The following is a 22507-nucleotide window of genomic DNA, read 5'->3' as shown; positions in this document are numbered from 1 at the left end:
GGCCCAGTACTTCGGTGCGCCGCCCCGCGTTTGCGCCGCTGGTCCATTCGAGCGTGCCGAAGGTGAACCAGCCAGACGTGAATGTGCCCAGCCCCGAGGCGGTGAAGGCCCGGTCGCGCAGGAGATCGATCACCGCGCCTGTGCCCTTGTAGGCGGGGTTCTCCAGATCGACGCCGCAGCGCGCATCGCCGAGCGCGGCGTCGCAGGTCGCCTGGAACGTACGCCCCACCGTCTGGCCCAGCACATGGGCGAGCGAGCGCACCTCGGCCACGAAGGCCAGCCGCCCGCGCCGGATCTGGCCGATGGCGCCGCGCCGCATCAACACGCGCTGCCCGGTATCGGCCCAGTTCGCCCGCCAGAGCTCGACCTCGGCGTTGTCCCAGCGGCCGTCGAGGATGTCGGTCTCGGTGATCCGGTCCGAGGTCAGCACGCCTTCCGCGTCCTGCGCATCGACTGACAGGTCCGAGCCCGACCGCACCTCGGAGGCGGTCAGCCCGCTCTCAGGCTCGAAGTCTGTCCCGTCGAAACTCAGCGTCCGGTCGTGATCGGTGAAGCCTAGACTCGTGCCGTCGGCGCGCGTAATCCGCCAGCACCAGGCGAGCGTCGTCGTGCCCTCGTCGAGATGGGCCTGCAGGGCGGGCGAGAGGGATTTCATCGGCAGGTTCCCGTCATGCGGTCATCGAGATCGGCGATCCAGTCCGCCCAGTCAGGCGGAACGTTGACGACGGTTTCGGCGGGTGGTCGGGCGAGCCGCGCCTCGGCATAGGAGGTGCAGCCGGCGTCACCAGCGCCCATCGTTGCGGCGGTGAGGCGGATCAGGCGGGGCTCCAGTGGAGCGCGCCCCGCCGAACGGTCAGCAGGATCGCCGGCACCGCGGCCGTCACGAACCGCGTCGCGCCCGCGTTCGACCTTCTCCACCGTGTCGTCCATCGCATCGCGTTCCGCCTCCCGTTTGCCCGCGCGTTTGCCTTCCACACGCCCCCAGACCCGGGCGAGGACGACGCCCCCGACCGCGCCCAAGGCCGCGACCAGCCAGATCAGGAGATCAGCCATCGTCCCGCTCCCCCCGCGGCGGCGACGCACAGGGCTGCGACGAAGACGCCGAGGAAGCCGCCCACGACCAGACCGGCGAGGAACTCAAGCATCGCCGCGGAACCCGCGCTCGATCCGGTCGCGCAGGCCGATCAGGCCCAAGCCGAGGAACATCAGCCCGGCCGGCGAGGCGTCGCCGCTGCCGGCGAGCAGCGCGACGAGGCGGGACAGTTCCCCGAGCGGCCCGGTCGCGGGCAGTGCGAGGGAGGCGATGCCGGTGAGCATGGCGAGCAGTCCCGCCCACCAGGTCATCGAGTTGGGACGAACGTAGCGCATGGGTCAGGCCCTCCGGATCAGCATGGAGAAGAAGGCGGACAGCCGAACGAGCCAGCCGGTCGGCGCTTGGGGCGCAGGATCGAGGACCGGTGGCCTCGGCAGCGGCGACGGCCCGCGAGCCAAGGCCAGAGCCTCATCCTCGGTCAGGCGACGGATCGGCCGCGAGAAGTCCACGCGGCCCGTGCGATCCACGGACCAGACCGGGATTGTGCCTCCGGGATAACGGCCGTGGCGGAACAGGTCGCGCTCTGCCTCCCGGCGCGGAATGATCGAGGCAGGACGCCGCCAGTTCAGAAACGCGTCGGCGGCTGCGACGCGATTGCCGACATTGAGATGTCGGGTCAGCGCGGCCTTCGCGATGCCGCCGGTGTTGTAGTGAAAGCTGACCAGCGCATCGAACTCGTGCGGCGCCAATGGCACCTTCACGGCGCGCAGGACGGCAGCCTCATATTGTGCGAGGTCGGCGCGGAAGACCCGGAACGCCTCGCGGATCCCGGCGTCGAGATCGGCGGGCATGCCGCGCGGCATCGTGGCGGGGTCGGGTGGCCCGGCCGCGGCCGTGTGGCCGATGCCGAAGGTCCAGACCTGTTTCACATCGAGATAGGGTCCGGGCACGAGTCCTTCGTGCCGGACGAGGGCCAACAGGCCCCGGTCGGTCATGTGCATGGGATTACCGGAGAAGCGAGAGGATCAGGATCAGCGCCGCGACGGCGAGGCCGATGCGTAGGCGATGGACGAAGGCCTGCCGGGAGTCGGCGGGGTCGCAGCGGAGGGAGCGTGCGAGGCGGAGAAGGTCATTCATCGCCGCTGCCTTCGTTGGCGCGGCGCAGTCGGACGAGCAGCATCTCGATGAAGGCCGGCCCGAAGACGCCCACGAGATAGGCGGCCGACCCGGCAGCGCCTCCCGCAGGGATCGCCTCGGGCGGAAGGCTGAGCCAGGCGGTGATCACGGCCATGGAGAGGCTGCCCATCCCGGCTGCGATCAGCCCGCCGAGCAGGATGTGCCGGAGCGCATCGCGCAGCCGCATCTTCGTGGTCAGCGCGTTCGTGGCGCCGCCGAGCGCGCCCCAGGCGGCGAGGATCACTGCGGTGGACGTGGCGAGTTCTTTCAGAACCGCAGCTATGAAGCGGGATTCATCGTTCATCGGCGCAGTTCCAGAAGCGGGATGGAGGTGATCGAGCCGAGACGTTCGAGGTCGAGCGTCACGTCGAGCACGTCGGTGTCGAAACGGACGGGCACGTCGAACTCGAAGCCCGCGGCAATCGCAACGCCAGCGCCCGGCGCGCCGCTGAAGGTGACGACGCCGGTTGTCGTGTCGACGGACCAGCCGGAGGGCTGCTCGACGCCCGACAGCGCGATGCGCACGGTTCCGGTCACTGGTTTGGCAATGGCGCGCGACCAGGATTGCGCGCCCGAGGTATAGCGCTTGACCAGCTGGAAGGCGGTGGTCGTGCCATCCCCGGTGCCGATCGCCTGGTCGGTGGGCGACGGCGTGCGCGAGGGCAGGCAGGACTTGTGGTCGGCCCAGTCCTTGAAGCGGAAGCCGTGCAGCCGACCGTTGCGCGCCTCGAAGAATGCGACGACCGTCGCCAGATCGTCGGCGCGGCGGATGCCGTAAGCGACATCGTAGCGGCGGCGCGAGTTGGCCCAGCTGGCGTTGCGTTCCTCGTCGCCCGAGGCGAGCTCGACGATCTGGGTGCGCCGCTCCGGGCCGCCCCGCGCGCCGCGGCTGATGTTGTCGGGAAAACGGACCTCGTGAAACGCCATCACATGCCCCTCCGCCCGAGCGACACGGCGCGGGCGATATCCGCCGCGACCTGCGTGCGGGACTGCCGAAAGCTTTCGGCGTCGCGGGCCATGATCGTGACGTTGACGCCGCCGCCCGCGCCGTAGCTCTGCGCCTCGCGCCGCGACAGCACCCGCTCGCCGCGCTGCAGGATTGCGGGCACCTCATCATGCCGAAGCCCGGCCATCCCGCCGGAATGCATCCGGGGCGCGGCGGCGAAGGCCATGGCCGGGACCATCCGCGAAGGTCCGGCCGATCCGACCATCCCGCCCGCATGCAGGACGTTGGCGAAGATGCCGCCCGCCCCGGAGAACACGCCGGAGAGCGCATTGGCGATCGGCCCGAGGATGAACCGTCGCGCCGCGAGCTGGGCGAGATCGGCCAGCAGCGAGGTGACGAGGTCGCGGAAGTTCAGCTTGCCGGTCTTCACGAACTGGCCCACCGCGTTCTCGGCCGACTGGAAGCGCCGACGAGGCTCTGGCCGATGTCGCCACCGATGTCGCGGGCCTTGCTGGCGTACTCCGACAGCGCCGCCGTGACCGCCTGCCACCCGGTGACGGCGGCCTCGGTCGCGGGCTCCGCTACCGCAGCAGCAGCTCCGGCCGCCGCGCCTGCACCCGTCGCGGCGCGTCCGGCATCGCCGAGCGCCGTCTCCAACCGTTGGGCTGCGCCGGTGGCCTCGGTCAGCGCATCGGCACTGGCCTCGTCGGTGCCGCGCACGGCATCGCGTAGGGCCTGCCAGCTTTCGAGGGGTGCACGGGCTCCCTCGGCCAGATCTCGCGCGGCCCCGCGATACAGGTTCGCGGACTCGAGTGCGCGGGCGGCTGCGTCTGTGAGCCCGAGATCGGGCGCGGTCAACGGGTTGTCCTCGAAGGCCCGATCGAAGGCCGCCTGCGCTGCCGTGGTGGCGGCACTGGCCGCGCCCTCGAAGCGGTTCTCGATCTCGCCGAGGTCGAGGTCGGGCACCAGCGAGATACGGCGCTCGGAGCCGAGCGCTTCCAGCCCCTGGTTGATGCCGCCGATGAAGCCGTTGATGCGCGAGACCACACCGTTCAGCATAGCCTCGACACCGTCGACGAGGCTGTTCGCCGCCTGGAACGCGAGATCGCCGATGGCGGCGGGCAGCAGGCCCCAGATCGCCTTGATCGCCTCGTAGGCGCCTTCGAACGTATTCGCCGCCGTGTTCCCGAATCCGACAACACTCTCGATGGCGCTCTGCATGCCCGACGCCGCATCGGCCTTCAGGTCGAAGAACATCGCCGTGGCGGCCGCGCCCGCCGCTGCGGCGCCCATCCTGATGCGTTCCCAGACCTCGACCGCGAGGTCCTTCAGGAGCGACATCGCCTCGCCGAAACCGCCCGCGCCGGAGACGAGGCGGGTGAACTGGTAGACGAGTTCGCCCGCGCCGACGATCAGCGCCCCGATGCCGGTGCGGATCAGCGCGCCGCGCAGGACGACGAGCGCATTGGCGAGGCCACGGACCGAGAGCGCCGCGGCGGCCATGCCGGCGACCCAGCGGCCCGCGAGGAAGGCCGCGAAGGTGGCAGCGTAGGTCGTCAGGCGGCCGATGTTGTCGAAGAGACCGCGGATCGCGATGCCGAGCGGCCCGGTGCGGCTGGCGACCGCCGCCATGGCGTTGGCGACCGCTTCCAGCGCGGGGGCTGCAGCGACCGCCAGCTGGTTCGATAGCCCACGCCAGATGAGGCCGAGCCGAGAGATGGCATCGTTCGTGCGCTCGATCTGGTCGGCGTCCTGCTCCGACACGACAACGCCGAAGGCGAGCACGTCCTCCGTCGCCTGGCGCAGCGTCGCCGTGTCGATCCGCGACATGGCGATGGAGCCTTCCTCGCCGAAGAGCTGCCCCGCCACCGCCGCGCGCTCGGCAGCGGGCACGAAGTTCTCGATGGCGGCGTTGATCGCACCCACGCGCTGGTCCAGCGGCAGAGCGATCAGGTCGGTGGCGGAAAGGCCCAGCCGGTCCAGCGCATCGGCGACGGGGCCGGTCCCGGCGGCCGCCTGGCTCAGACGGCGCGTCAGATCCTTGGTGGCCTGCTCGATGCCGGACATCGACACGCCCGCCAGTTCGCCCGCACGCTCCAGCGTCTGGATCGAGGCGACGGTGGTGCCGAGGGACTGCGCCAGCTTGGCCTGCGCATCGACGGTCTGCAGCCCGGAGCGGATCATCGCCACGCCCGCGGCGGCGGCAGCTGCCACGGCGGCGGCCGCCGCAACCCGCACCCGCCGCGAGAAGGCCGCGAGCCGTGCGTTCGCCGCTTCCATCTCCCGGCTCAGCCGTCCAAAGCCGCGCGATCCGGCTTCGCCGACACCTTCCAGCTCGGCCCGCACCTGTCGCCCGCCCACGGCCGCGAGGCGGACGCTGACGCGTTTCTCGGCCATCGGTCAGACTCCTTGCCTTCGCCGTATAGGCGTCTTACGTTTATGCCATCGATCAAGTGTAGGTATGACCATGACCGAGACCGCGACCCTGTCCTCAAAGTTCCAGATCTCGATTCCCAAGGCGATCCGGGCCGCCCAGCACTGGGAGGCCGGGCTGACCTTTGCCTTCATCCCGAAGGGCACGGGCGTCCTGCTTGTGCCAGTGCCCAAGCGGGAGGCGCTGAAGGGGCTCGCGCGCGGCGCGTCCGCCACCGATTATCGCGACCGGACGGATCGGTTCTGATGATCCTCATCGACACGTCGGCGTGGATCGAGTGGCTCATCGGCTCGCCGACCGGCGAGAAGCTGTCCGAACATCTGCCCGAACAGGCCGAGTGGCTCGTACCGACCATGGTCCAGCTCGAGCTGGCAAAATGGTTGACGCGCGAAGTCGGCGAGGACAAGGCGGATCAGGTCATCGCCTTCACGCAGGTCTGCCATGTGGTGCCGCTCGACACCGAGATCGCGCTGGCGGCGGCGGAGTCGTGCCGGGAGCACAAGCTCGCGACTGCCGACGCGATCATCTTCGCAACTGCCCGCACGCAGGGTGCGACGCTCCTGACCTGCGACGCACATTTCGAGGGACTGCCCGGCGTCACGCTGATCGAGAAGATCAAGGCCTGACCCCCGCACCGCCATTCGCGCTCAGCTCCTCGTTCAGCTTCCGGACCATCACCGCTTCGATGACGGGCAGCAGTTCGGCCATGGCGAGCGGCGGCACGCCAAGCGCGTCACCAAGCGCCAGCGCTGCCGACATGTCCCAGCCGATCACAGCGCCGGGCAGGACGCGCAGTTGGCCGCCGAGGCGGCCGACCAGGTCCCAGACCTGCCAACCCTCCGGCGTTTCCGGACGGTTCAGCCGCGCCGGGCAGTCCGGGCAGGCTTGCTCGCGGCCCTCGTAGGGTGCGCAGGCTTGGCAGTAGCGCTCGCCCCCGCCGAAGGACCATTCGGCGAGAGCGCGGAGGCGTTTTTTTCCTGTTCCAGCAGCAGACCCTTGGAGACGTAGGTCAGCTGGAAAGCCTCGAAGATCGGCCAGACGTCGAGCAGCGCGTCGATGGCCTCGGGGCTCGGGTCGTTGGGTTTGCCGTCGGCGTCGCCGATGCCCTCCCAGGCGAGCACCGCCCGCCGCGCCAGCGCCTTGGCGAAGGCGACCGCGCGTTCCTCGTCCGAGGCCTCCTCGGGCACCGTCTCGACGGCGGGATCACTGCGCGTCGCCACCATCAGGGCCGTGGTCAGCGGACGCAGTTGCACCCGGACGCCGGGAGCGAGCTCATGCCAGCGTGGCGCGTTCGTCAGGTCGAGCGTCAGCATCCTCAATACACCTCGATGTCGTTGATCAGGGTTGCCGTGCACATCCGGCCGACCAAGCTGTCGCGCGCCGCCTGCCAGTCGATAGTGGCCTGAACGCCCTGTGGCCCGGAAATCTCGATCCGGGGGCGCGGCAGGTAGACGGCGTGCACCGTGAAGGTGAAGCTCTCGCCCGAGGGCAGCGCGTAGCCGAATTCCATCTCGCAGGCCTCGCCGTTGATCGCCTGTGTCACCAGCGTCTGGTCGGCGAAGCGGACCTCGATCCGGCCGGTGAGCGCCGCGATGGATGGGTCCGCGCCGTCGATGCGGCCGTCCGCCCGGATCGTCTCGATCCGGTCGAGGTTGTTGGCATAGGTGATCTCGGCGGAGACCACGTTGCCGAGCGCCGTGCCGTTGCGGGTGATTGCCCCGTTGAAATGACCGAACCGCTTCAGTTCCAGCGCGGCGGGCGTCCCGGCGCTGGTGGTCGTGCCGACCGTCTCGCCCTGCGCCACCAGCCGCGCCGTGGCGGTCAGGAGCCCGGAGCGCTGCATCTGCCAGCTGAGCTGGTCGAGCACGCAGCCCGAGTACATCGCATAGCGGGGCACCTCGGGCATGCCGGTCTCGATCGACATGCTGGGCAGCGTCCAGGACCCCGACTGGAACTCGTGGCTGTACGGGGCCTCCGCGCCACTGGTCGTGGGTGTCCCGAACGCGGCCTTCAGCCAGAAGCCGAAGGCCTCGGCGTCGAGCGGCACGACGACATCGCCATCGGCCGTCACCGCGTCCTTGATCGGTGCCAGCGGATCGCGGCCGTAACCCAGAAGCTCCGAGTTCAGCAGCGGCTGCTCCGCGCCGAGCGAGGTGCTGGCGAAGGGCATGCGGGTGAAGCCGCTGGCGGGCGGCGTTCCATAGGTCGTCTCGAACGCAAGCGCCATCAGCGCCCGCGCCCCCTGGGCTCGTGCCATGGTGTTCTCCTGTGTGAGTGAGGTCAGGCCAGCGGGTCGGCCGTGGAATAGTGCAGCACCACCGGGATCACGGCGGCCTTCAGGCAGGCCGCGCCCTCGACCGGCAGATCGACCGGCCGTGGTGCCTCCGCCTCGACCCAGTCGCAGAGCCCGCCCAGCGTGCGGTCGGCAGCGAGCGCCGCGCCCACGCTGGCGCAGAGCGTGTCGAAGACGGCGTCACGGTCGGCGCCCTGCACGACCGCTTCGATCTCCGCCCGGTGCCGCCAATGGTATTCGAGCGGCGAGAGCGTCACCTCCGGCTCCCCCGGTTCGCCATCGCGCAGGATCACGAGCCCCGCCGCCGGCACCCGCTCGGGCAGAACCTCGCCGCGCAGGGCGGTGGCGGGCAACGCCGAAAGCCGCGCGTGCAGCGCGGTGAGGATGGTTTCGCGTGGGGTGGGCATCGCTGTACTCGGGCCGTTCTTGCGAAATTAATGCCTGGAGGCTATATAGCTTCCAAGACATGAGGATCGCATGCCTTGGACCGTTGCGTTTGCCGAGGAGTTCGAACCGGAGTTCGACGCACTCCCACCGGAGGTTCAGGACGCGATCCTGGCCCGAGCGCTTCTTCTGGAACGCGAGGGGCCGACACTCGGACGACCGCATGCCGACACCCTGACCGGGTCGAAGCATGCGAACATGAAGGAACTGCGCTGCAACGCCGCCGATGGCGTATGGCGCATCGCCTTCGCATTCGATCCCGACCGGCAGGCGATCCTGCTCGGCGGCGGGGACAAGTCGGGCGTGAGCGAGAAGCGCTTCTACAAGCAGCTGATCGCGCGGGCCGATGAGCGGTTCGACCGCCATCTGGCCAAACGGAAAGGATGAGGACAATGGCACGGACCCTGAAGGACAAGCTGGCCACGCTCGATGCAGCCCGTCGCGCGGGCATCGAGGCCGAGGCCGACCGCCTCCACACCGAATACCTGACCCTACAGGAACTGCGGAAAGCCAAGGATCTGACGCAGGTCCAGCTGGCCGAAACCCTCGGCATCCAGCAGGCGACCGTCGCGAAATACGAGCGCCAGAGCGATCTGCTCCTTTCGACCCTGTCGAGCTATGTCCGCGCGATGGGCGGCTCGCTCAAGCTGATGGTCGAGTTTCCCGGCAAGGCGCCGGTGGCCATCGAGGGGCTGGGGGAGACCGAGGAGCCGCGCCGCCGCCGTCGAGCGGCGCGCGACGATGGGCGTGCCGCCGCGCGCGCGTGATCATCCGGTTCGCCCTTCCACCCAGTTCGCCACGATGAGCCCCGGCAGCGAGTCATGCGCCCGCTCCGCATCCCGCGCCAGATCCAGCCGTTTTGGCAGCTTCACCTGCGGAACCAGCAGGAAGATCGGGGCAGTCACGAGGCCCCGGCCAGTCTTCGACCGTGACGCCACTGCACGGCCCTTCGTGTTCAGCCGCCCCTCGGCCACCAGCAAGCTCGGGCCACGGCGGCGGTAGATGAACCGCAGGCGCAGACCGGTACGGCGTTCCCATTCGCCTGGCGTCATCCGACCGCCGCGCGTGGATTTGCCCGCTGCTGGTGTGGGGATCGCCAGCCAGAACCCGTTCTTCGAGCGGATCAGCGGGCCGGTGTCGTGCGCGCCGACGATCACCGGCGCCTTGGACCAGACGAGGGCGGCGGCGCTGAGGCTGGGCTTGCCCTTGGGGAACTGCTCCGCCCGGATGGTGTTGGCCAGCCGCTGACCCAGACCCGCGCCGGTGATCTGCCCGCGCCAGGCCGACTTCAGCCCGCCCCCGGCCTCGCGGATGGCGGCCGAGACGGCACGCTCGCCCGCCGCGACTTCGGCCGCCATCATCGCGACGATGTCCGGTGCGATGTCGAGCTTCAGTTTCATCGGGGTCACGCGGGGCGCAAGTCGACGGTCCAGACCAGCCGCTCGCGGTCGCGCACGGGCTCGCCCTGGACGAGGAAGGCCTCGCCGTCGAGTTCGATCCGGTCCCCCGGCCTCGGCTCGGGAACCTCGGCCACGCGCAGGTCGATCCGCGCGGTCTCGGACCAGAGCCTGGCCTCGCCGAAGCTGGCGACATCATCCGCGCGGCGCGCGACCACGCGGACAAGCCGAGGACTGCCGCCCTCGGCGATGTAGACCGCGTCGCGGGCGATATTGGCGTCCGCGAAGAGCGCATCCAGCGCCGCGGAGACGGCAGTCATCACGTCCGCCGCGCGCTGCGCAGCACCTGCGGGCGGGTGCAGATGGGGAGGGGATTGCTCTCGATCTCGAGGCGCACCCATTCGTCGCGGTCGCGGTCGGGGATGGTGCGGGCGTAGAGCGGCAGCCCCAGCGTGTTGACCGTCTCGAAGGTGTCGGCAGGCGCGTAACAGATCTCGAAGAGCCCCTCGACACCCTCGGGATAGAAGAAGGCCTTGTCGGTCGGCACGCCGAAGCCCGCCCCACCCCGGTAGCGGCGGAAGGTGATGCCACCGAAGCTGACCTCGTCGGCGACGCGCCCGCGCAGGTCGGCCGCGGCGGCGGTGTTGAGATAGGTCTCGCGCACCTCCTTGTGGGCCACAAGATCGGCGAAGAAGGCCGAGCCGCATTCGGCGCGGATCTGCACGGCGCCGGCCGAGAGCCCGCCCATCGAGTCCTCGACGCTCTCGATCAGCGCCTGGCAGCGCTTGCGGAGCGCCCCCGAGGCCGGGCTTGCGTTGTCGAGGTCAAAGTCGATCTCGGCCGCCGGAGAGATGCCGAACTCGGTGAAGTAGTTCACCACCGTGGCGTGGTCCTTCGGGTCCTTCACCAGCCCCTGGATGCCGTTCAGGAGGTGGTACTCGAAGGTCGTCTCGGCGTCCTGGCGGAGCTTGCGCAGCCGATACGCGACCTCGGTCTGCACCTGCTGGGTGGCGCTCTCCGAGCCGAAGTCGCGGACGGACTGGATCTCGGAGGCCCAGAGCACGTCCTGCTTCTTGAACTGGCGGCAGACGAAGGCGCGCATCTCGCGTCGCTCGGGCACCTGCTGTTCGTAGGCCGAGCCGCGCTCGGAGAACGGAATGAGCGACAGCGTGCCGTCGCGGCTCTCGATCACGACGGTGCGGGAGCGCACGCCGCGCGGGCTGAAGAGGGCCGAGCCCGAGAGCAGCGCGGGCTTGTAGGGGATGTTCTCGAGCGCGCGCGTGAGCTCGACGATGCTGAAGGCATCGCCTTCGAAGATGTCCATGGTGGCCATGAGGATGTCCTTTCCCGGGCGCGCTCAGCGCAGGAGGATGCCGAGCGCCGCGAGCGCGGCGATGGCGGTGGCGGTCTGGGGTTCGGTGATGCCGTCGGGCCAAAGGATCTCGTGGCGGTTGACGATGGCCGGGCCGCGGACGAGCACGACCCCCGGCGCATCGGCATCGGTGGCATCGGCCTGACCCCAGAGAATACCAGCGGCGTTCTGGCTGCCGTTGGAGGCCCCCGGCGTCAGCACGGTGTATTTTCCGCCCGTGGTGATCTTCCCGAGCACCGTGCCGGGGGCGAGCTTGCCTGCCCCGGAGGCAAGGGTGACGGTCTCGCGGGTGTAGTCGCGGAGGACTTCCCAGACGAGGAAGCCGCCCGGATGGGGGCCTTCGACGAGGGTGGTCATGCGCTTATCCTTTCAGCTTGAAGGTGCGGGCGACGATCTCGCCCCAGGGGCGCGCGGCCGAGGAGCGGCCGGGCTGCGGGTGATGGGGCGCGATCTCGGGCTCGGCCTCGGCGCGGGCGGCCAGTAGGGCTGCACGGACCTCCTCTAGGCTTGCGCCCTCGGCGAGGAAGCGGGACGCCATCTGCGGCAGACCGGCGAGGCAGCAGAGATCGACCACGGCGCGGGCATGGGCCATGGCCTCGGCGCGGATGACATCGGCGTCGGGGGCTGCATCATTCGTGGCCGGAAGGCTGTTGCCTTCCGAGACACCCGCGCCGGCGCTGCCCGGCTGCGGCGCCGGATCGGCGGCACCGGCATCCTCGTCCACCGCTCCGCCCTCGGCCGCGGGCCCCTCCGAACCGTTCCCGTCCGGAACGGTTTCGACGGGGTCCGCACCGGCCGCGACCGCCTCGACCAGCGCCGGGGGCGCGTTGCGGAAGCGGGCGATGTCGAAGCGGGCGGCGATGCGCACGGGCTCGGCGATCCGCGTGGCGAGGCCCGCGGCCAGCGCCTCCCCGGCGTCGAACCAGGTCTCGGCCGCCATCAGCGCGGCGATTTCGTCCTCGGGGCGGCCCGCGCGGGCAGCATAGCCGCGGACCATGGTGGCGGCGATCTTGTCGAGCGTCTCGGCCATCGCCCGCATGTCGGCGGCCGTGCCCATGACCAGCCCCGCCGGATCGTGGATCATCAGGAAGGCGTTCTCGGGCATGACGATCTCGTCGCCGGCCATCGCCACATAGGAGGCGGCCGAGGCGGCGATCCCGTCGATCCAGACGGTGACGGTGCCTGCGTGGCGCTTCAGGGCGTTGTGGATCGCGACCGCGTCGAAGACCGATCCGCCGGGGCTGTTGATCCGCACAAGGATCGGCGCCCCGTCCGGGATCGCGCCGAGTTCCGCGAGGAAGCCCTTCGCCGAGACGCCCTGCGCCCCGATCTCGTCATGGATCGCCACTTCCGCGCCGCCGTCGCGGGCGCGGATCGCATACCAGCTTGCCATGTCGTCACTCCTGTTCGGTGGCCGGACCGGTCGCGTCGGCGCCGTCGTCCGTGTCGTTGCCGGCGCCATCACCGGGCTCGCCCGGGTCGCCGGCGTCGCGCGGGCGCCCTGCGTCTCGCCGGGGCTGGTGCGGTAGCGCAGGCCGAGAGCCGTCGCGCGCGCGGCATCAGCGGCGTTCTCGCGGTCGACCTCCTCGACGTCGTATCCGGTCGCCTCGACCACCTTGCGCCGCGAGGTGATGCCCGCCTCCATCGCCAGCACCTGCGCCTGGATGTCCTTCAGCGGATCGACCCAGTCCCAGCGCGGCGGGATCCACTGCACCGCGCGGAACCGCCCTGGCGCTGCCGCATACCCCGGCAGGTCGAGCGCACCCGCCAGCACCGCCGTCTCCATCCAGCGCGCCCAGATCGGACGGCAGAGCTGATGCGCCAGCACCCCGTGCTGGAGCTGCTGCACGCGGCGGCGGAACTCCACGAGCTCGGCCCGCAGGCTGGAATAGTTCGCCTGCCGGACGTCGCCGGTGACGAGGTGGTAGGGCAGCCCCAGCGAGGCCGAGACGGCGAGCAGCGTCCGGTACTGGAACGCCTCGTAGCCGCCGCCGACATCGGCCGGCGACGAGAACTTCACGTCCTCGCCCGGCAGCAGCACCTGCATCGTGCCGGGCTCGAGGCTCGCAATGGTCGCGCCGTCCAGATCCGCCTCGGCCTCTCCCATCAGGGGCTCTTCGGGCGCGGTCTTGGTGATGAAGCCCGCGAACATCGCTGCGGTCTTCTTTCGGTCGAGCTCGGCGTCGTCGTACTGGTCGAGCAGGAACAGCCGCACCATGGCCGGCGCCACATGCGGCAGGCCGCGGATCTGGCCCGCATCGATGGGGCGATAGATGTGCAGCACGTCCCCGGCCGGCACCCGTACCGTCTCGGGGATGACCGCGCCCTGATCGGTGCTGTCGCCCGGATGGCGGCGGCGGAAGTGATAGGCCACGCGCCGGCCGATCGCGTCGAACTCGATCCCGCAGCGCAGCCGGTTCCCGTTCGCCGCGGTGCCGGTCTTCTCGAAGGGCAGCATCTCCGATTGCAGGAGCTGCATCTGCAGTGGGACCGTCAGCTCGTCCTCGGCCCGGCGGGGCCGCAGCCGGACGAAGCACTCGCCGGCCACGAACATCTCCCGCGCCACCATGGCCTGCAGGCCGTAGAAGTCGGTCAGCCCGTCCGCATCCGCCTCGTCGGTCCAGGCCAGCCAGAGCCGCTGGACGCGATCCCGCAGGGCCGCATCCTCGATCAGCGACGAGGGCTTGATCCCGTCGCCGACGAGGTTCGCGGCGAAGGCCTCGCAGGCGTTCGCCGCATAGCCGTTGGTGACCACGAGCTCGCGCGCCCGCGCCAGCAGTCGCGGCCCGCCCGAGGCCACCAGCGCGTTGATGTTCTCCAAGGGCGGGTTCCAGCCCCGCAGCCGGCGTCGCGCCATGGCCCCCTCGAGGCGGGCGCGCAGTCCGGAGGGACCGTGGCTCCGGGGGAGCCGCGTAAGCCCGGAGGACGCGGGGGCCGCCGGTCGCCCGGCGGCGGAACCTGTCGAACAGCCCCATCGATCAGAGCCCCTTGCCGGTCGTCACACGGACCTGCCGCACGATCCGCCGCCCCTCGGCCGCCGCGATCTCCCGCTCCAGCGCCTCGATCGCCCGGTCGATCTCGGCCAGGCTACGGTACTCCACGGTCTTGCCGTCGTAGCTCACGCGGGCCACGCCCGAGGAGCGCTGCGCCAGAAGCGCCTCGCGGCGGGCGCGGAGGTCTGCGGCCGTGGCCATCGGATCACCTCATGTAGCTCGAGCGCACCATGCGCCGGCGAGATGCAATGCGCGGAGCGGTCGGCGCCGTGGTCGGCGTGGCTCCCTCGGGCTTCTCGCCCGCCGTTACCCCCAGCTGCGCCTCGAGATCGGCCCATCGCGCCTCGGGCCAGCGGTCGGCGCCGGCGATCCAGGCGGCGGCGCGCGCATAGACCCGGCAGTCCAGCGCCTCGTTGCGCTCGCGCAGCTTCTGCCATTCGAGCTTCGTGAAGCCGCGCCGGGTCTTCACCGTCACCAGCTGCTCGGCGGTGAGCTGCTTGAGCCACTCGCCGTCCGCCCAGTCCGGCAGATGCACCGTTCCGGCCGGGAACGATGCACCGGCCGCGATCTCCTCCGCGGTCGGGCGCTCCTGGCGCAGGAAGCGATAGCTCTCGGCCTTGAATGTCGCGGTGGCGACCGTCCAGAGCCGGGCGCCGCGGCGCAAGCGTTTGCCCGCCACGGTCGCGTCCACATAGGTCGGGCCCGTCACCGGGCTCGCGCGGTTGAAGCCCTCGACGCCCTTGACCGGCGCCACCTGCGCGAAGCCGACGGCCCGGGCCCAGCCATAGACCGCGCTGGTCTCGAAACCCGTGTCGATGGCGAGCCGCGCGATGGTCAGGTGCTGGCCGTTCGCGTGTGCCCATGTGCGCCCCAGCAGCTCGGTGAGCTTCTGCCAGCAGGCGGGGTCGCCCGGCCCGCCCTCGATGACGATGTGATCGACCAGCCAGCTTTCGAGCCCGCGGCCCCAGGCCCAGACATCGACCTCGATCCGGTCCTTCTGCACGTCCGCCCCGGCGGTCAGGAACAGCCCACCCGCGGGGACGGTGCCTGGCGCCCATGCCTCGCGGCGGTCGGCCAGCCGCTGCCAGTCGGGCGCCTCGCCGGTTTCCATCCAGGTCTCGCCGAGGATGGTGTTCCGGAACGCCCGCATGGCTTCGTCGCTGCGCCGTGCCGCCTCATGCGCCCGCGCGATCCGCGCCCAACTGAGCCACCCCACCGGCGAGTAGAGCGCCGAAAGGTGGTAGCCCACCGTCAGCGGGTCGGTGGCCGTGGCGGTGGGGCGCCACTCCCCCGCCGCCAGCATCGCGGTCTTCTGGTGCTCGGCGATGGGCGCCTCGCAGCTTTCGCAGTGATAGGCCGCCGTCTCCGGCCGGCCCTTCTCCCAGCGCAGCCGCTCGAACTTCAGCCATTGCCTGTGCCCGCAATGGGGACAGGGCACGAAGTAGCGCCGCTGGTCGGAGGCCTCGAACTCGCGCTCGATCCGGCTCAGCCCCCGGATCGTCGGCGTCGAGACCAGGAACACCTTGCGCCGGTGCGCGAAGGTCAGCGAGCGCGCTTCGGCCAGCGTGACGGGATCGCCTTCCTCGTCGGCCGAGGCCGGATAGGCGTCGACCTCGTCGAGGAAGATGTAGCGCGCCGGGGTGGACCGCAGCCCGACCGCCGAGTTGGCCCCGGTCATGATCAGGATGCCGCCGGCGAACTCCTTCGACAGCATGGTATTGCCCGCGTCGCGGGACCGGGCAGGCTTCACCCGCTCGCGCAGCTCCGGGCTTTCCTCGATCAGCGGGTCGATCCGCTGCCGCGAGTTGCGCTTGGCGAGCTCCACCGTCGGCTGGACCGCCAGCATCGGACCGGGCGCATGGTGCATGACAAACCCGATGAAGCAGTTCCCCGCTTCCGTGGCGCCCACCTGCGCGGCCTTCATGAACACCACTCGCTGCGTGGGATCGCCGGGGCTGAGCCTATCCATGATCTCGCGCATGTAAGGCGTGCGCGCGGTGCGGTACCGCCCTGGCTCGGCCGAAGCACGTGACGAGAGCCAGCGATGCCGGTCGGCCCATTCCGAGACCGTCAGGTCCGGGTCGGGGCGGATCCCACGCGACCAGGCGCGTAGGAGATCGGTCGCGCCGTCAAAGTCGATCAGGTCATCCGGCAAGCCCGGTGCGGACCTCGGCGAGGCTGTCGAGCTGGGCGCGGACATGGGCTTCCAGAACCTTCTGCATCAGCGCCGCCTCCACTTGCGCCCCGCCCCCAGCGCCGCCGTCAGCTCCGCCGCCATCAGCGCAGCGACGCGCGCGGGCCAGGTGATCCAGGCATCGCGCTCCTCGCGCGCGAGCCGGAACATCAGCGTCTCGGCCCGCGCCCGGTCCACCAGCTCGCCCTTCAGCTTCTGCAGCCGGATGCGCCGCTCCTGCGCCTTCATCACCTCGTTGGCGGTCTTGGCCTGCAGGAACGTGGTGCCGCCGCCGACCGCGGGCGCCGCCAGGCCCTGCTCGCGGAGCGTCTCCCCCACAGCGGCGACGGCCGCCTCGGGCACGGGCTTCAGCTTCGGGCCGGACGGCTTGCGGGTCTTGGACGGGTCGGTCGTCTCCGCCCGCCGCGCGTCGCTGGCGGCCGCGTCGATGGAGCCGTCTGGCAAGAGCACGAGGCGCCCCGCCGCCTTCGCCTTCTGGATCGCCCCGCGCGAGAGCCCCGCATGCGCGGCGTATTGCCGCTCGCTCATGCCCTGCATCGGCGGCTCCGAAAATCGTTCCTGGTCAGATGCTTATTCGCTTGATGGGTGGCGCGGACAGAGCGAACACGGGTTCCACAAGGACGATGCAACTCACCTCGGGAGCCCCGACCATGACCGCCCCTGCCACCCTCACCGACCTCATCCGCGCCGCCGCACATGCCCTGATCCGCCGCGACACCCTGGAGATCCAGGACCTCGCCCGGATCAGCGAAGGCTGGCTGCAGAGCGAGGAAGAGGCCGAAGCGCAGCGCCTCCTCCTCGACGCGATCCTCGAGGCCGCCTGCCTGCTCGAGGGCGAGCCGAGCGAGCTCGAGAGCGCGCTCGAAGACGCCTGATCCCCACCACTCCGAGAAGGAGGCCCGCCATGCCCCGCCGCACCGTCGACAATTCAGAAGCCCTCGACGCCTTCGTCGCCGCCAAGTTCGAGATCGACGCGATGCTGGAGCGGCTCGCCGCCCTCAGCGCCGACCATTTCGACACCCACCCCGACGAGATCGACTGGGGCCATGTCGGCACCCTGAACCACTACCGCGCCAAGCTGCGCGAGATCACCGACAGCGCCTTCAAGGAAGGCGAACACGCCCGCTGACATCCGGCACTGCCGGAACTCCCGCCGCGCCGAGGCGCGGCCTGGGGTCGTAGAAGCCCCCGCATCCCGCGCGGGCCGAAGCCGGAGACGACCCCATGACCAAGCTTTCCGACATTCAGGCCCTGATCCTCGGCGCCGCGGCGCAGCACGAGGACCGCAACGTCCTGCCGCTGCCCGGCTCCCTCCGCGGCGGCGCTGCCGCCAAGGTGGTGGGCGCGCTGCTCTCCCGCGGGCTGATCGCAGAGACCACGACCGACAGCCGCATCCGCGCCGACGCCGCCCTCAACCGGATCTGGCGCAACGACGAGGACGGCAACGCCATCCTCCTGCGCATCACGGACGCGGGCCTTGCCGCCATCGGCGTCGAGCCGGAGAGCGGCGACAGCGCGCCCACAGGCGCCGAAGAGGCGCCGAGTTCGGAGGCCCCGAAGGGCGCTCCCGCCGAGGCCGACGCTGCGCCCAAGGCGCGCACACCGCGCACGGGCACGAAGCAGGCGAAGCTGATCGAGATGCTCCGCGCCGACGGCGGCGCGACCATCGAGGAGATCGTCACCGAAACCGGATGGCAGCCGCACACGGTCCGAGGCGCCTTCGCCGGCGCGCTCAAGAAGAAGCTCGGGCTCGAAGTCACCTCGGAGAAGGTCGAGGGCCGCGGTCGGGTCTACAGCCTGCCGAGCGACTGACACCGCACACAACGACGGTCCCAACGCCGCCGTCCCACATGGGGCGGCGGTATCTCATCGTGCTCCGCGCACCCGGATCGCCTCGAACAGCCGCCGCAGGGCGAAGGAGCGCGCGATGCTCACCACCGTGAACACCGCGCCCATCTTGAGATTCTGCGCCAGCGTCGTGTGCAGCCCGAATACCGGGAAGATCAGGATCTGCGTCACGACGGCGACGCCGTAGCCCACCGCCACGTTGGCGATGGCCTCGACCAGCGACATGGCCCGGCTTTGTTTCATCGCGCCCCCTCATCCATCGGCCAGCAGTTCAGCTGCGAGAGTTCGGAGCGCATGCGCCGCGACCAGCGGGACCACTCCGTTACCACAGAGCCGAAGCCGGTCCACCCGATGGGCCAGCCCATCAGCGCCTCGACGAACAGCGGGTTCAAGGTCCGGCGCGGCTCGGAGGTATCGCGCCCAGCCATCGGCGTCACCAGGACCTGGCGGCCAAGCAGGCCGTTCACAGGCGTGTTCGCAAGGCTCGTCGCCCCGTCCTTGTGATCGCGTGCCGTCGGCGTCATCCACATCTGACTGGCATGGGTCAGTTCGGCTGTCTTCCGATTGCCGGCACTCGGCTTGCAGCCGTCGTTCGCCATCGGCGTCGGCCAGTCCCTCGCCAGCTGGTCCAGACCCTTCTCGTCCTTCCGCGCGCCACCCCTGCTGCGAAAGCTGTCGGTCTGCGGCGTCGGCCAGAGCGCGGCCGTGGTCGCCAGGTTCATGCCGTGCTGGCCTGCTTCCTGCGAAGGCGTCGGCTTCGTTTGCCGGTTCTCGTTGGCGCTGGCCCTCGGCGTCGGCCAGAGGCGCAGCAGTTCCGTCCGGTTCCCGCCACTCGATCGGGTGCCAGAGCAGGCGCGCGGGGTCGGCCAGCTCGTCCCCCTCGCGAATGCCGAGGATGAAGAGACGTTCGCGCTTGTGAGGCGCGCCGACTTCCGCCGCCGTGAAGAGGCCTGCCGCAAGGCGGTAGCCCATGCCGACCAGTCCGCTGGCGACTTCGGGGAAGCCGAGGCGGAGATGATGGGCGACGTTCTCGAGGAAGACGAAGGGCGGCTCGATCTCGCCGACGATCCGGGCGACATGCGGCCAGAGGTGGCGCGGGTCGTCCGCGCCCCGGCGTTTGCCCGCGACGGAGAAAGGCTGGCACGGATAGCCTGCAGTGACGATGTCCACCGCGCCGCGCCACGGGCGGCCGTCGAAGGTTCCAACATCGTCCCAGACAACAGCCTGATCCAGGGACGCGTCTTCCATCCGCGCCACGAGAGTGGCTGCGGCGTAGGTTTCCCGTTCGACATGGCCCACAGCACGATATCCGGGGATGGCGATGGCGAGCCCGAGGTCGAGACCGCCCGCGCCGGAGCAGAGGGAGAGGCCGAAGAGGCATGCGTCTCCGGCCCCGGAAGCGTCTCCGGAGGAAGGTAAAGCCAGGTCATGCATGTCACGCGGCGATTTCGGGTTCGGTTTCAGACGCGGCCGGGGCATCCCCCAGCCGCTCGGTTCGTACCTGCGCAAAGGTCCGGCTATCACCCTCTAGGATCGCGTCACGACCGGTCTCGGCCTGCCAGCGTTCCACGGCGACATCGACATAGGCCGGGCTGATTTCCAACGCGAAAACGCGGCGGCCGTTGGCCTCGCCCGCCATGATCTGCGACCCTGAACCCGAGAACGGCTCGTAGCAAAGCCCGCCGCGCGCCACATGCTGGCGCATCGGGATGCCGAAGGCGTCGAGCGGTTTCGGCGTCGGGTGGTCGGGCCGGTCGTCTTTGGCAAAGCTGGGCAGCGCCCATGTGGACGGCAGCGTTTCCTCGGCCACTTTCGGAGGACGGTTCGGGCGGCGCCAGCCCATGAAGCAGGGCTCGTGCTTCCAGAGGTAATGCGACCGGGTCAGAACCCCGCGGTCCTTCACCCAGATGATCTGCTGGTGGACGAAGGCACCTGCCTTTTCCCAGCAGGCCTCCAGCATCGCCTGGCGGCGCGAGGCGTGCCAGCAGTACCAGGCAGCATCGTCAGTGATGGCTTCCGCCACGGCGGCGGCAATGAAGCCGTCGTAGAGTTCCGCCCCCTGCGAACTGTCGTCCCAAGTGGTGCCGTAGGATGCCGACCAGTCCTTGTTTCGCGTCGGGTGGTTGGAGCCGTCGTAGTCGACGAGATACGGCGGATCGGTCGCGAACAGGATCGCACGCTCGCCATTCATCAGGCGGCGCACATCGGCAGCGCTGGTGCTGTCGCCGCAGAGGAGGCGGTGGTCACCGAGGATCCACAGATCGCCGGTGCGCGACGCCGGATTGCGGGGCGGTTCGGGGATGGTCACCGGCGGCACGGAGCCCCCGGAGCCACCTTCTTCACCGTCGTCTTCCGCGACGTAGGCCAGCAGCTTGTCCAACTCGCCGTCGGAGAAGCCGACCAGCGACAGGTCGAAATCCTCGGCCAGCAGGTCGTTCAGTTCGGCCGACAGCAGCGCCTCGTCCCAGGTGCCGAGTTCGGTCAGCTTGTTGTCCGCGATCCGGTAGGCCCGGCGCTGTGCTTCGGTCAGGTGCCCGAGCACGATGACCGGCGCTTCGGTCAGCCCGAGCTGCGTCGCGGCCAGCACGCGCCCGTGCCCCGCGATCAGTTCACCGTCCTCGGCCACGAGACAGGGCACCGTCCAGCCGAACTCGGCCATGCTGGCGGCGATCTTCGCGACCTGGTCCGGCCCGTGCGCCTTCGCGTTCTTCGCGTAGGGCTGGAGCTTGGCCAGCGGCCACGTCTCGATCGCGTCCGGGGCGAAGCTCAGCGTCATGGTGGGCAAGGTTCCTCGGTCGGGTGGATGCCGGTGGCTTCCGGACTCCGGATGCCGCGCCGGACTCCAAGCGGGGTCCAGCGGCTACCAGCGGTGTCCGGTCGGAAGGCCAGCGTTCATTGGTGTTTGCGCGGGGTGCGCGTGGCTCCGGCTTCAGGGTGGCTTCCCAAAAACCCGGCCCTGTCGCTGGCGATGTCCCGCGCTTCGCCCGCCAGCATACGATTTCGGCCCGGAAGGAACCGGAAACTCCCTCGCGGTGGACCCCGGCTGGACCCCGGAAGCCAACCCGAAATCCAGCCGCATCCGCCCAAAAGCAAAGGGGAGAGTGAACCCTTCGGCGCACTCTCCCCCATCTTGTCCTTTGGATAGCACGATCATGTTGCAGATGTCGAAGGAAAAAGTGTTGCAACACATTGGAGTCACTGCGCATTCAGCCGCGCAGCTATCTTGGTCAGCGCCAGTTGCCAGCGACGCCACGCGGTGGTGCGGTCGCAGCCCAGCTCCCCGCTGATCTGCTTCCACGGCACACGGGCTGCGCGCGACCAGACCAGCTTGCGCTCCTCCACGCTGATCCAGAGCACCCAGTCTGAGGTCTGCTCGAGCCGGGTGATCGCGGCGGCCGAGGGCCACACGCGCATCGGCTGCGGCTCCATCGCCGCGATCTCGCGGCTGGTCCGCACGATGTCGGGCCAGGTGTTGAAGTAGCCCTGCGCCTTCACCGGCGGCAGCTTGCGCAGGGTGCGGAACGCCTCCTCGAAATGATCGGCGACGCAGTCGGCGGTCCATTCACGATCAGCCATGACGCGCCTCCCTCTCGGAAGGGCGCGGGCCGTAGAGCTTCTCGCCCAGCTGGCGGACCAGTTCCCGCTCGGGCCAGGTGAGGCGGTCGTCATCGGCCGAGACCGCGAGGACGCCCTGTTCCCGCCAGCCCTCGCGCTTGACCTGTTCGGGATCCCGGCGCCGGCCGCCGTAGCCATGGGGATGCCATCTCATGCGACACCCCCATTCGTCTCGATCGCCCAGAGCAGGAGCGCAATGGCGTCGGCCTCATTGTCATCGGCGGGGCTGAAGCCGCGGGCGCGGACGGCGGCGACCATGGCGGCCTTGTCGGCGTTGCCCTTGCCCGCGGCGTGACGCTTGATCGTGCCGACCGGAACGCCCTCGTAGGGAACGCCGCGCAGCTCGGCCCATGCGGTCAGCGTGGCCATGAGCCCGCCGTAGATGTGGCTCGCGTCGGTGCCCGCGTGGCGGCGGACCTCTTCGAACCAGATCGCGGCGACGGGCCCCGACAGCCGGTCGATCTCGGTCAGCCAGTTGGTGAAGCGCAGGTAGCGCATGCCGCCACCGTCGAAGCGGCCGGGACGCAACGAGACGGTGCCGCTGGTGATCAGACCGTCATGGCCGCGGATCGCCCAGCCGGTCGAGGTGCCGAGGTCGAGCGCGAGGATGCAGCGGTTGCGGGGGGTGTCGAGCGGCAGCGATTCAAGCCTTGCGCCGTCGCAATTCGGGATCAGAGTCGGCTGAGCCATGATGGGTTTCCTTTGCCGGTGGCCTGTGGTGGTGGAAGACGACGGCGGTCTGGTGCTTGGCGGTACGGGGCC

33 protein-coding genes and 2 pseudogenes are annotated in these 22507 nt (G+C 70.1%); 7 read left to right on the top strand and 28 right to left on the bottom strand.

What is annotated here, in order from left to right:
- From RUTHE_RS11670 to RUTHE_RS11640, 9 genes are all read right to left on the bottom strand, one after another.
- Nucleotides 1-655 (bottom strand): DUF2163 domain-containing protein (locus RUTHE_RS11670; RefSeq protein WP_021098628.1); only part of this gene is annotated, 655 nt, incomplete at its 3' end.
- The gene (locus RUTHE_RS16685) at nucleotides 652-1053 is read right to left on the bottom strand and encodes a hypothetical protein (RefSeq protein ID WP_021098627.1); all 402 of its coding nucleotides are present in this window, start codon (nucleotides 1051-1053) and stop codon (nucleotides 652-654) included. The genes RUTHE_RS11670 and RUTHE_RS16685, both read right to left, overlap by 4 nt.
- A gap of 84 nt (nucleotides 1054-1137) precedes the next feature.
- Nucleotides 1138-1344, bottom strand: coding sequence for a hypothetical protein (locus tag RUTHE_RS11660; RefSeq protein ID WP_211217752.1), 207 nt, complete (start codon nucleotides 1342-1344; stop codon nucleotides 1138-1140).
- 27 nt (nucleotides 1345-1371) lie between these two features.
- Nucleotides 1372-2028, bottom strand: a complete 657-nt coding sequence (locus RUTHE_RS11655; RefSeq protein ID WP_281167469.1) for a lysozyme — start codon at nucleotides 2026-2028, stop codon at nucleotides 1372-1374.
- A gap of 10 nt (nucleotides 2029-2038) precedes the next feature.
- The gene (locus tag RUTHE_RS18030; RefSeq protein WP_021098624.1) at nucleotides 2039-2170 is read right to left on the bottom strand and encodes a hypothetical protein; all 132 of its coding nucleotides are present in this window, start codon (nucleotides 2168-2170) and stop codon (nucleotides 2039-2041) included.
- Complete coding sequence (locus tag RUTHE_RS11650) at nucleotides 2163-2513, bottom strand: hypothetical protein (RefSeq protein ID WP_021098623.1); 351 nt, start codon at nucleotides 2511-2513, stop codon at nucleotides 2163-2165. Before RUTHE_RS11650 ends, RUTHE_RS18030 begins: the two co-directional genes overlap by 8 nt.
- Nucleotides 2510-3136 carry a DUF2460 domain-containing protein gene (locus RUTHE_RS11645; protein WP_021098622.1) on the bottom strand — a complete coding sequence of 209 codons (627 nt, stop codon included), beginning with the start codon at nucleotides 3134-3136 and terminating at the stop codon, nucleotides 2510-2512. The genes RUTHE_RS11650 and RUTHE_RS11645 overlap by 4 nt, the downstream gene beginning before the upstream one ends.
- The gene (locus RUTHE_RS18660) at nucleotides 3136-3597 is read right to left on the bottom strand and encodes a phage tail tape measure C-terminal domain-containing protein (RefSeq protein WP_021098621.1); all 462 of its coding nucleotides are present in this window, start codon (nucleotides 3595-3597) and stop codon (nucleotides 3136-3138) included. Before RUTHE_RS18660 ends, RUTHE_RS11645 begins: the two co-directional genes overlap by 1 nt.
- Nucleotides 3582-5552 (bottom strand): hypothetical protein, encoded by a 1971-nt coding sequence (locus RUTHE_RS11640; protein ID WP_021098620.1) that lies wholly within the window; start codon nucleotides 5550-5552, stop codon nucleotides 3582-3584. Before RUTHE_RS11640 ends, RUTHE_RS18660 begins: the two co-directional genes overlap by 16 nt.
- Before the next feature lie 70 nt (nucleotides 5553-5622).
- Between RUTHE_RS11640 and RUTHE_RS11635 the strand changes: the two genes are divergently transcribed.
- On the top strand, nucleotides 5623-5835 hold the full coding sequence (locus RUTHE_RS11635) for an AbrB/MazE/SpoVT family DNA-binding domain-containing protein (RefSeq protein ID WP_021098619.1): 213 nt from the start codon (nucleotides 5623-5625) through the stop codon (nucleotides 5833-5835).
- A complete protein-coding gene (locus RUTHE_RS11630) occupies nucleotides 5835-6215 on the top strand; it encodes a type II toxin-antitoxin system VapC family toxin (protein WP_021098618.1) in 381 nt (126 codons plus the stop codon). The genes RUTHE_RS11635 and RUTHE_RS11630 overlap by 1 nt, the downstream gene beginning before the upstream one ends.
- Here RUTHE_RS11630 and RUTHE_RS17640 read toward each other — a convergent pair.
- The 4 genes from RUTHE_RS17640 to RUTHE_RS11615 all read right to left on the bottom strand — a co-directional run bounded on the left by RUTHE_RS17640 (nucleotide 6205) and on the right by RUTHE_RS11615 (nucleotide 8289).
- Nucleotides 6205-6375 (bottom strand): DUF7697 family protein, encoded by a 171-nt coding sequence (locus RUTHE_RS17640; RefSeq protein WP_425413946.1) that lies wholly within the window; start codon nucleotides 6373-6375, stop codon nucleotides 6205-6207. The genes RUTHE_RS11630 and RUTHE_RS17640 overlap by 11 nt on opposite strands.
- Nucleotides 6376-6446: 71 nt before the next feature.
- Entirely contained in the window at nucleotides 6447-6902 is a 456-nt protein-coding gene (locus RUTHE_RS11625) for a hypothetical protein (RefSeq protein ID WP_021098617.1), read from the bottom strand.
- A gap of 2 nt (nucleotides 6903-6904) precedes the next feature.
- Nucleotides 6905-7846 carry a phage tail tube protein gene (locus tag RUTHE_RS11620; protein ID WP_021098616.1) on the bottom strand — a complete coding sequence of 314 codons (942 nt, stop codon included), beginning with the start codon at nucleotides 7844-7846 and terminating at the stop codon, nucleotides 6905-6907.
- A 23-nt stretch (nucleotides 7847-7869) separates the two neighbouring features.
- Nucleotides 7870-8289: a hypothetical protein gene (locus RUTHE_RS11615; RefSeq protein ID WP_021098615.1), complete on the bottom strand. Its 420-nt coding sequence runs from the start codon at nucleotides 8287-8289 to the stop codon at nucleotides 7870-7872.
- A gap of 70 nt (nucleotides 8290-8359) precedes the next feature.
- On the opposite strand from RUTHE_RS11615, the gene RUTHE_RS11610 reads away from it, so the two are divergent.
- Both RUTHE_RS11610 and RUTHE_RS11605 read left to right on the top strand, forming a co-directional pair.
- On the top strand, nucleotides 8360-8713 hold the full coding sequence (locus tag RUTHE_RS11610; protein WP_021098614.1) for a type II toxin-antitoxin system RelE/ParE family toxin: 354 nt from the start codon (nucleotides 8360-8362) through the stop codon (nucleotides 8711-8713).
- 5 nt (nucleotides 8714-8718) lie between these two features.
- Nucleotides 8719-9093 (top strand): helix-turn-helix transcriptional regulator, encoded by a 375-nt coding sequence (locus RUTHE_RS11605; protein WP_021098613.1) that lies wholly within the window; start codon nucleotides 8719-8721, stop codon nucleotides 9091-9093.
- On the opposite strand, the gene RUTHE_RS11600 is transcribed toward RUTHE_RS11605, so the two are convergent.
- The 8 genes and pseudogenes from RUTHE_RS11600 to RUTHE_RS11560 form a co-directional block, all read right to left on the bottom strand.
- Nucleotides 9094-9726, bottom strand: a complete 633-nt coding sequence (locus RUTHE_RS11600) for a DUF6441 family protein (protein WP_021098612.1) — start codon at nucleotides 9724-9726, stop codon at nucleotides 9094-9096.
- A 5-nt stretch (nucleotides 9727-9731) separates the two neighbouring features.
- Nucleotides 9732-10043: a head-tail joining protein gene (locus RUTHE_RS11595; protein ID WP_021098611.1), complete on the bottom strand. Its 312-nt coding sequence runs from the start codon at nucleotides 10041-10043 to the stop codon at nucleotides 9732-9734.
- A complete protein-coding gene (locus RUTHE_RS11590) occupies nucleotides 10043-11056 on the bottom strand; it encodes a major capsid protein (protein ID WP_021098610.1) in 1014 nt (337 codons plus the stop codon). Before RUTHE_RS11590 ends, RUTHE_RS11595 begins: the two co-directional genes overlap by 1 nt.
- 24 nt (nucleotides 11057-11080) lie before the next feature.
- Nucleotides 11081-11452 (bottom strand): head decoration protein, encoded by a 372-nt coding sequence (locus tag RUTHE_RS11585; protein WP_021098609.1) that lies wholly within the window; start codon nucleotides 11450-11452, stop codon nucleotides 11081-11083.
- A gap of 4 nt (nucleotides 11453-11456) precedes the next feature.
- Nucleotides 11457-13916: a phage portal protein gene (locus RUTHE_RS16150; protein ID WP_245542225.1), complete on the bottom strand. Its 2460-nt coding sequence runs from the start codon at nucleotides 13914-13916 to the stop codon at nucleotides 11457-11459.
- Nucleotides 13917-14073: 157 nt separating this feature from the next.
- Nucleotides 14074-14289, bottom strand: a complete 216-nt coding sequence (locus RUTHE_RS11570; protein ID WP_021098607.1) for a phage head-tail joining protein — start codon at nucleotides 14287-14289, stop codon at nucleotides 14074-14076.
- Between the two features lie 4 nt (nucleotides 14290-14293).
- A complete protein-coding gene (locus tag RUTHE_RS11565) occupies nucleotides 14294-16288 on the bottom strand; it encodes a phage terminase large subunit family protein (RefSeq protein WP_021098606.1) in 1995 nt (664 codons plus the stop codon).
- Nucleotides 16233-16819, bottom strand: a pseudogene (locus tag RUTHE_RS11560) (hypothetical protein). The gene RUTHE_RS11565 and the pseudogene RUTHE_RS11560 overlap by 56 nt, the downstream one beginning before the upstream one ends.
- Nucleotides 16820-16932: 113 nt before the next feature.
- On the opposite strand from RUTHE_RS11560, the gene RUTHE_RS11555 reads away from it, so the two are divergent.
- The 3 genes from RUTHE_RS11555 (at nucleotide 16933) to RUTHE_RS11545 (ending at nucleotide 18094) form a co-directional block, all read left to right on the top strand.
- Nucleotides 16933-17157 carry a hypothetical protein gene (locus RUTHE_RS11555; RefSeq protein ID WP_021098604.1) on the top strand — a complete coding sequence of 75 codons (225 nt, stop codon included), beginning with the start codon at nucleotides 16933-16935 and terminating at the stop codon, nucleotides 17155-17157.
- A gap of 29 nt (nucleotides 17158-17186) precedes the next feature.
- Nucleotides 17187-17411, top strand: coding sequence for a hypothetical protein (locus RUTHE_RS11550; RefSeq protein WP_021098603.1), 225 nt, complete (start codon nucleotides 17187-17189; stop codon nucleotides 17409-17411).
- 95 nt (nucleotides 17412-17506) lie between these two features.
- Nucleotides 17507-18094, top strand: a complete 588-nt coding sequence (locus RUTHE_RS11545; protein WP_021098602.1) for a DUF3489 domain-containing protein — start codon at nucleotides 17507-17509, stop codon at nucleotides 18092-18094.
- A gap of 54 nt (nucleotides 18095-18148) precedes the next feature.
- On the opposite strand, the gene RUTHE_RS11540 is transcribed toward RUTHE_RS11545, so the two are convergent.
- From RUTHE_RS11540 to RUTHE_RS11510, 7 genes and pseudogenes are all read right to left on the bottom strand, one after another.
- The gene (locus RUTHE_RS11540) at nucleotides 18149-18373 is read right to left on the bottom strand and encodes a DUF7220 family protein (protein ID WP_021098601.1); all 225 of its coding nucleotides are present in this window, start codon (nucleotides 18371-18373) and stop codon (nucleotides 18149-18151) included.
- On the bottom strand, nucleotides 18370-18852 hold the full coding sequence (locus tag RUTHE_RS17635; protein WP_021098600.1) for a hypothetical protein: 483 nt from the start codon (nucleotides 18850-18852) through the stop codon (nucleotides 18370-18372). Before RUTHE_RS17635 ends, RUTHE_RS11540 begins: the two co-directional genes overlap by 4 nt.
- A gap of 205 nt (nucleotides 18853-19057) precedes the next feature.
- Nucleotides 19058-19564, bottom strand: a pseudogene (locus RUTHE_RS17630) (DNA cytosine methyltransferase); the annotation flags it as partial.
- 1 nt (nucleotide 19565) lies between these two features.
- Entirely contained in the window at nucleotides 19566-20906 is a 1341-nt protein-coding gene (locus tag RUTHE_RS11525) for a site-specific DNA-methyltransferase (RefSeq protein WP_021098598.1), read from the bottom strand.
- A 419-nt stretch (nucleotides 20907-21325) separates the two neighbouring features.
- On the bottom strand, nucleotides 21326-21706 hold the full coding sequence (locus RUTHE_RS11520) for a DUF6362 family protein (RefSeq protein ID WP_021098597.1): 381 nt from the start codon (nucleotides 21704-21706) through the stop codon (nucleotides 21326-21328).
- On the bottom strand, nucleotides 21699-21899 hold the full coding sequence (locus RUTHE_RS11515) for a hypothetical protein (protein ID WP_021098596.1): 201 nt from the start codon (nucleotides 21897-21899) through the stop codon (nucleotides 21699-21701). Before RUTHE_RS11515 ends, RUTHE_RS11520 begins: the two co-directional genes overlap by 8 nt.
- Nucleotides 21896-22435: a hypothetical protein gene (locus RUTHE_RS11510; RefSeq protein WP_021098595.1), complete on the bottom strand. Its 540-nt coding sequence runs from the start codon at nucleotides 22433-22435 to the stop codon at nucleotides 21896-21898. The genes RUTHE_RS11515 and RUTHE_RS11510 overlap by 4 nt, the downstream gene beginning before the upstream one ends.
- Nucleotides 22436-22507 lie beyond the last annotated feature (72 nt).

The organism is Rubellimicrobium thermophilum DSM 16684 (assembly GCF_000442315.1).
In the GTDB taxonomy this organism is placed as follows: domain Bacteria; phylum Pseudomonadota; class Alphaproteobacteria; order Rhodobacterales; family Rhodobacteraceae; genus Rubellimicrobium; species Rubellimicrobium thermophilum.
The sequence above is the reverse complement of the archived record's forward strand: the minus strand, read 5'-3'. Positions and strand labels throughout refer to the sequence as shown.

Coding starts and splice junctions, on each gene's coding strand:
- RUTHE_RS16685 (WP_021098627.1), bottom strand. CDS start 1,053: ATGGCTGATCTCCTGATCTGGCTGGTCGCGGCCTTGGGCGCGGTCGGG.
- RUTHE_RS11660 (WP_211217752.1), bottom strand. CDS start 1,344: ATGACCTGGTGGGCGGGACTGCTCGCCATGCTCACCGGCATCGCCTCC.
- RUTHE_RS11655 (WP_281167469.1), bottom strand. CDS start 2,028: ATGACCGACCGGGGCCTGTTGGCCCTCGTCCGGCACGAAGGACTCGTG.
- RUTHE_RS18030 (WP_021098624.1), bottom strand. CDS start 2,170: ATGAATGACCTTCTCCGCCTCGCACGCTCCCTCCGCTGCGACCCCGCC.
- RUTHE_RS11650 (WP_021098623.1), bottom strand. CDS start 2,513: ATGAACGATGAATCCCGCTTCATAGCTGCGGTTCTGAAAGAACTCGCC.
- RUTHE_RS11645 (WP_021098622.1), bottom strand. CDS start 3,136: ATGGCGTTTCACGAGGTCCGTTTTCCCGACAACATCAGCCGCGGCGCG.
- RUTHE_RS11640 (WP_021098620.1), bottom strand. CDS start 5,552: ATGGCCGAGAAACGCGTCAGCGTCCGCCTCGCGGCCGTGGGCGGGCGA.
- RUTHE_RS11635 (WP_021098619.1), top strand. CDS start 5,623: ATGACCGAGACCGCGACCCTGTCCTCAAAGTTCCAGATCTCGATTCCC.
- RUTHE_RS11630 (WP_021098618.1), top strand. CDS start 5,835: ATGATCCTCATCGACACGTCGGCGTGGATCGAGTGGCTCATCGGCTCG.
- RUTHE_RS11625 (WP_021098617.1), bottom strand. CDS start 6,902: ATGCTGACGCTCGACCTGACGAACGCGCCACGCTGGCATGAGCTCGCT.
- RUTHE_RS11620 (WP_021098616.1), bottom strand. CDS start 7,846: ATGGCACGAGCCCAGGGGGCGCGGGCGCTGATGGCGCTTGCGTTCGAG.
- RUTHE_RS11615 (WP_021098615.1), bottom strand. CDS start 8,289: ATGCCCACCCCACGCGAAACCATCCTCACCGCGCTGCACGCGCGGCTT.
- RUTHE_RS11610 (WP_021098614.1), top strand. CDS start 8,360: ATGCCTTGGACCGTTGCGTTTGCCGAGGAGTTCGAACCGGAGTTCGAC.
- RUTHE_RS11605 (WP_021098613.1), top strand. CDS start 8,719: ATGGCACGGACCCTGAAGGACAAGCTGGCCACGCTCGATGCAGCCCGT.
- RUTHE_RS11600 (WP_021098612.1), bottom strand. CDS start 9,726: ATGAAACTGAAGCTCGACATCGCACCGGACATCGTCGCGATGATGGCG.
- RUTHE_RS11595 (WP_021098611.1), bottom strand. CDS start 10,043: ATGACTGCCGTCTCCGCGGCGCTGGATGCGCTCTTCGCGGACGCCAAT.
- RUTHE_RS11590 (WP_021098610.1), bottom strand. CDS start 11,056: ATGGCCACCATGGACATCTTCGAAGGCGATGCCTTCAGCATCGTCGAG.
- RUTHE_RS11585 (WP_021098609.1), bottom strand. CDS start 11,452: ATGACCACCCTCGTCGAAGGCCCCCATCCGGGCGGCTTCCTCGTCTGG.
- RUTHE_RS11570 (WP_021098607.1), bottom strand. CDS start 14,289: ATGGCCACGGCCGCAGACCTCCGCGCCCGCCGCGAGGCGCTTCTGGCG.
- RUTHE_RS11565 (WP_021098606.1), bottom strand. CDS start 16,288: ATGTCCGCGCCCAGCTCGACAGCCTCGCCGAGGTCCGCACCGGGCTTG.
- RUTHE_RS11555 (WP_021098604.1), top strand. CDS start 16,933: ATGACCGCCCCTGCCACCCTCACCGACCTCATCCGCGCCGCCGCACAT.
- RUTHE_RS11550 (WP_021098603.1), top strand. CDS start 17,187: ATGCCCCGCCGCACCGTCGACAATTCAGAAGCCCTCGACGCCTTCGTC.
- RUTHE_RS11545 (WP_021098602.1), top strand. CDS start 17,507: ATGACCAAGCTTTCCGACATTCAGGCCCTGATCCTCGGCGCCGCGGCG.
- RUTHE_RS11540 (WP_021098601.1), bottom strand. CDS start 18,373: ATGAAACAAAGCCGGGCCATGTCGCTGGTCGAGGCCATCGCCAACGTG.
- RUTHE_RS17635 (WP_021098600.1), bottom strand. CDS start 18,852: ATGAACCTGGCGACCACGGCCGCGCTCTGGCCGACGCCGCAGACCGAC.
- RUTHE_RS11525 (WP_021098598.1), bottom strand. CDS start 20,906: ATGACGCTGAGCTTCGCCCCGGACGCGATCGAGACGTGGCCGCTGGCC.
- RUTHE_RS11520 (WP_021098597.1), bottom strand. CDS start 21,706: ATGGCTGATCGTGAATGGACCGCCGACTGCGTCGCCGATCATTTCGAG.
- RUTHE_RS11515 (WP_021098596.1), bottom strand. CDS start 21,899: ATGAGATGGCATCCCCATGGCTACGGCGGCCGGCGCCGGGATCCCGAA.
- RUTHE_RS11510 (WP_021098595.1), bottom strand. CDS start 22,435: ATGGCTCAGCCGACTCTGATCCCGAATTGCGACGGCGCAAGGCTTGAA.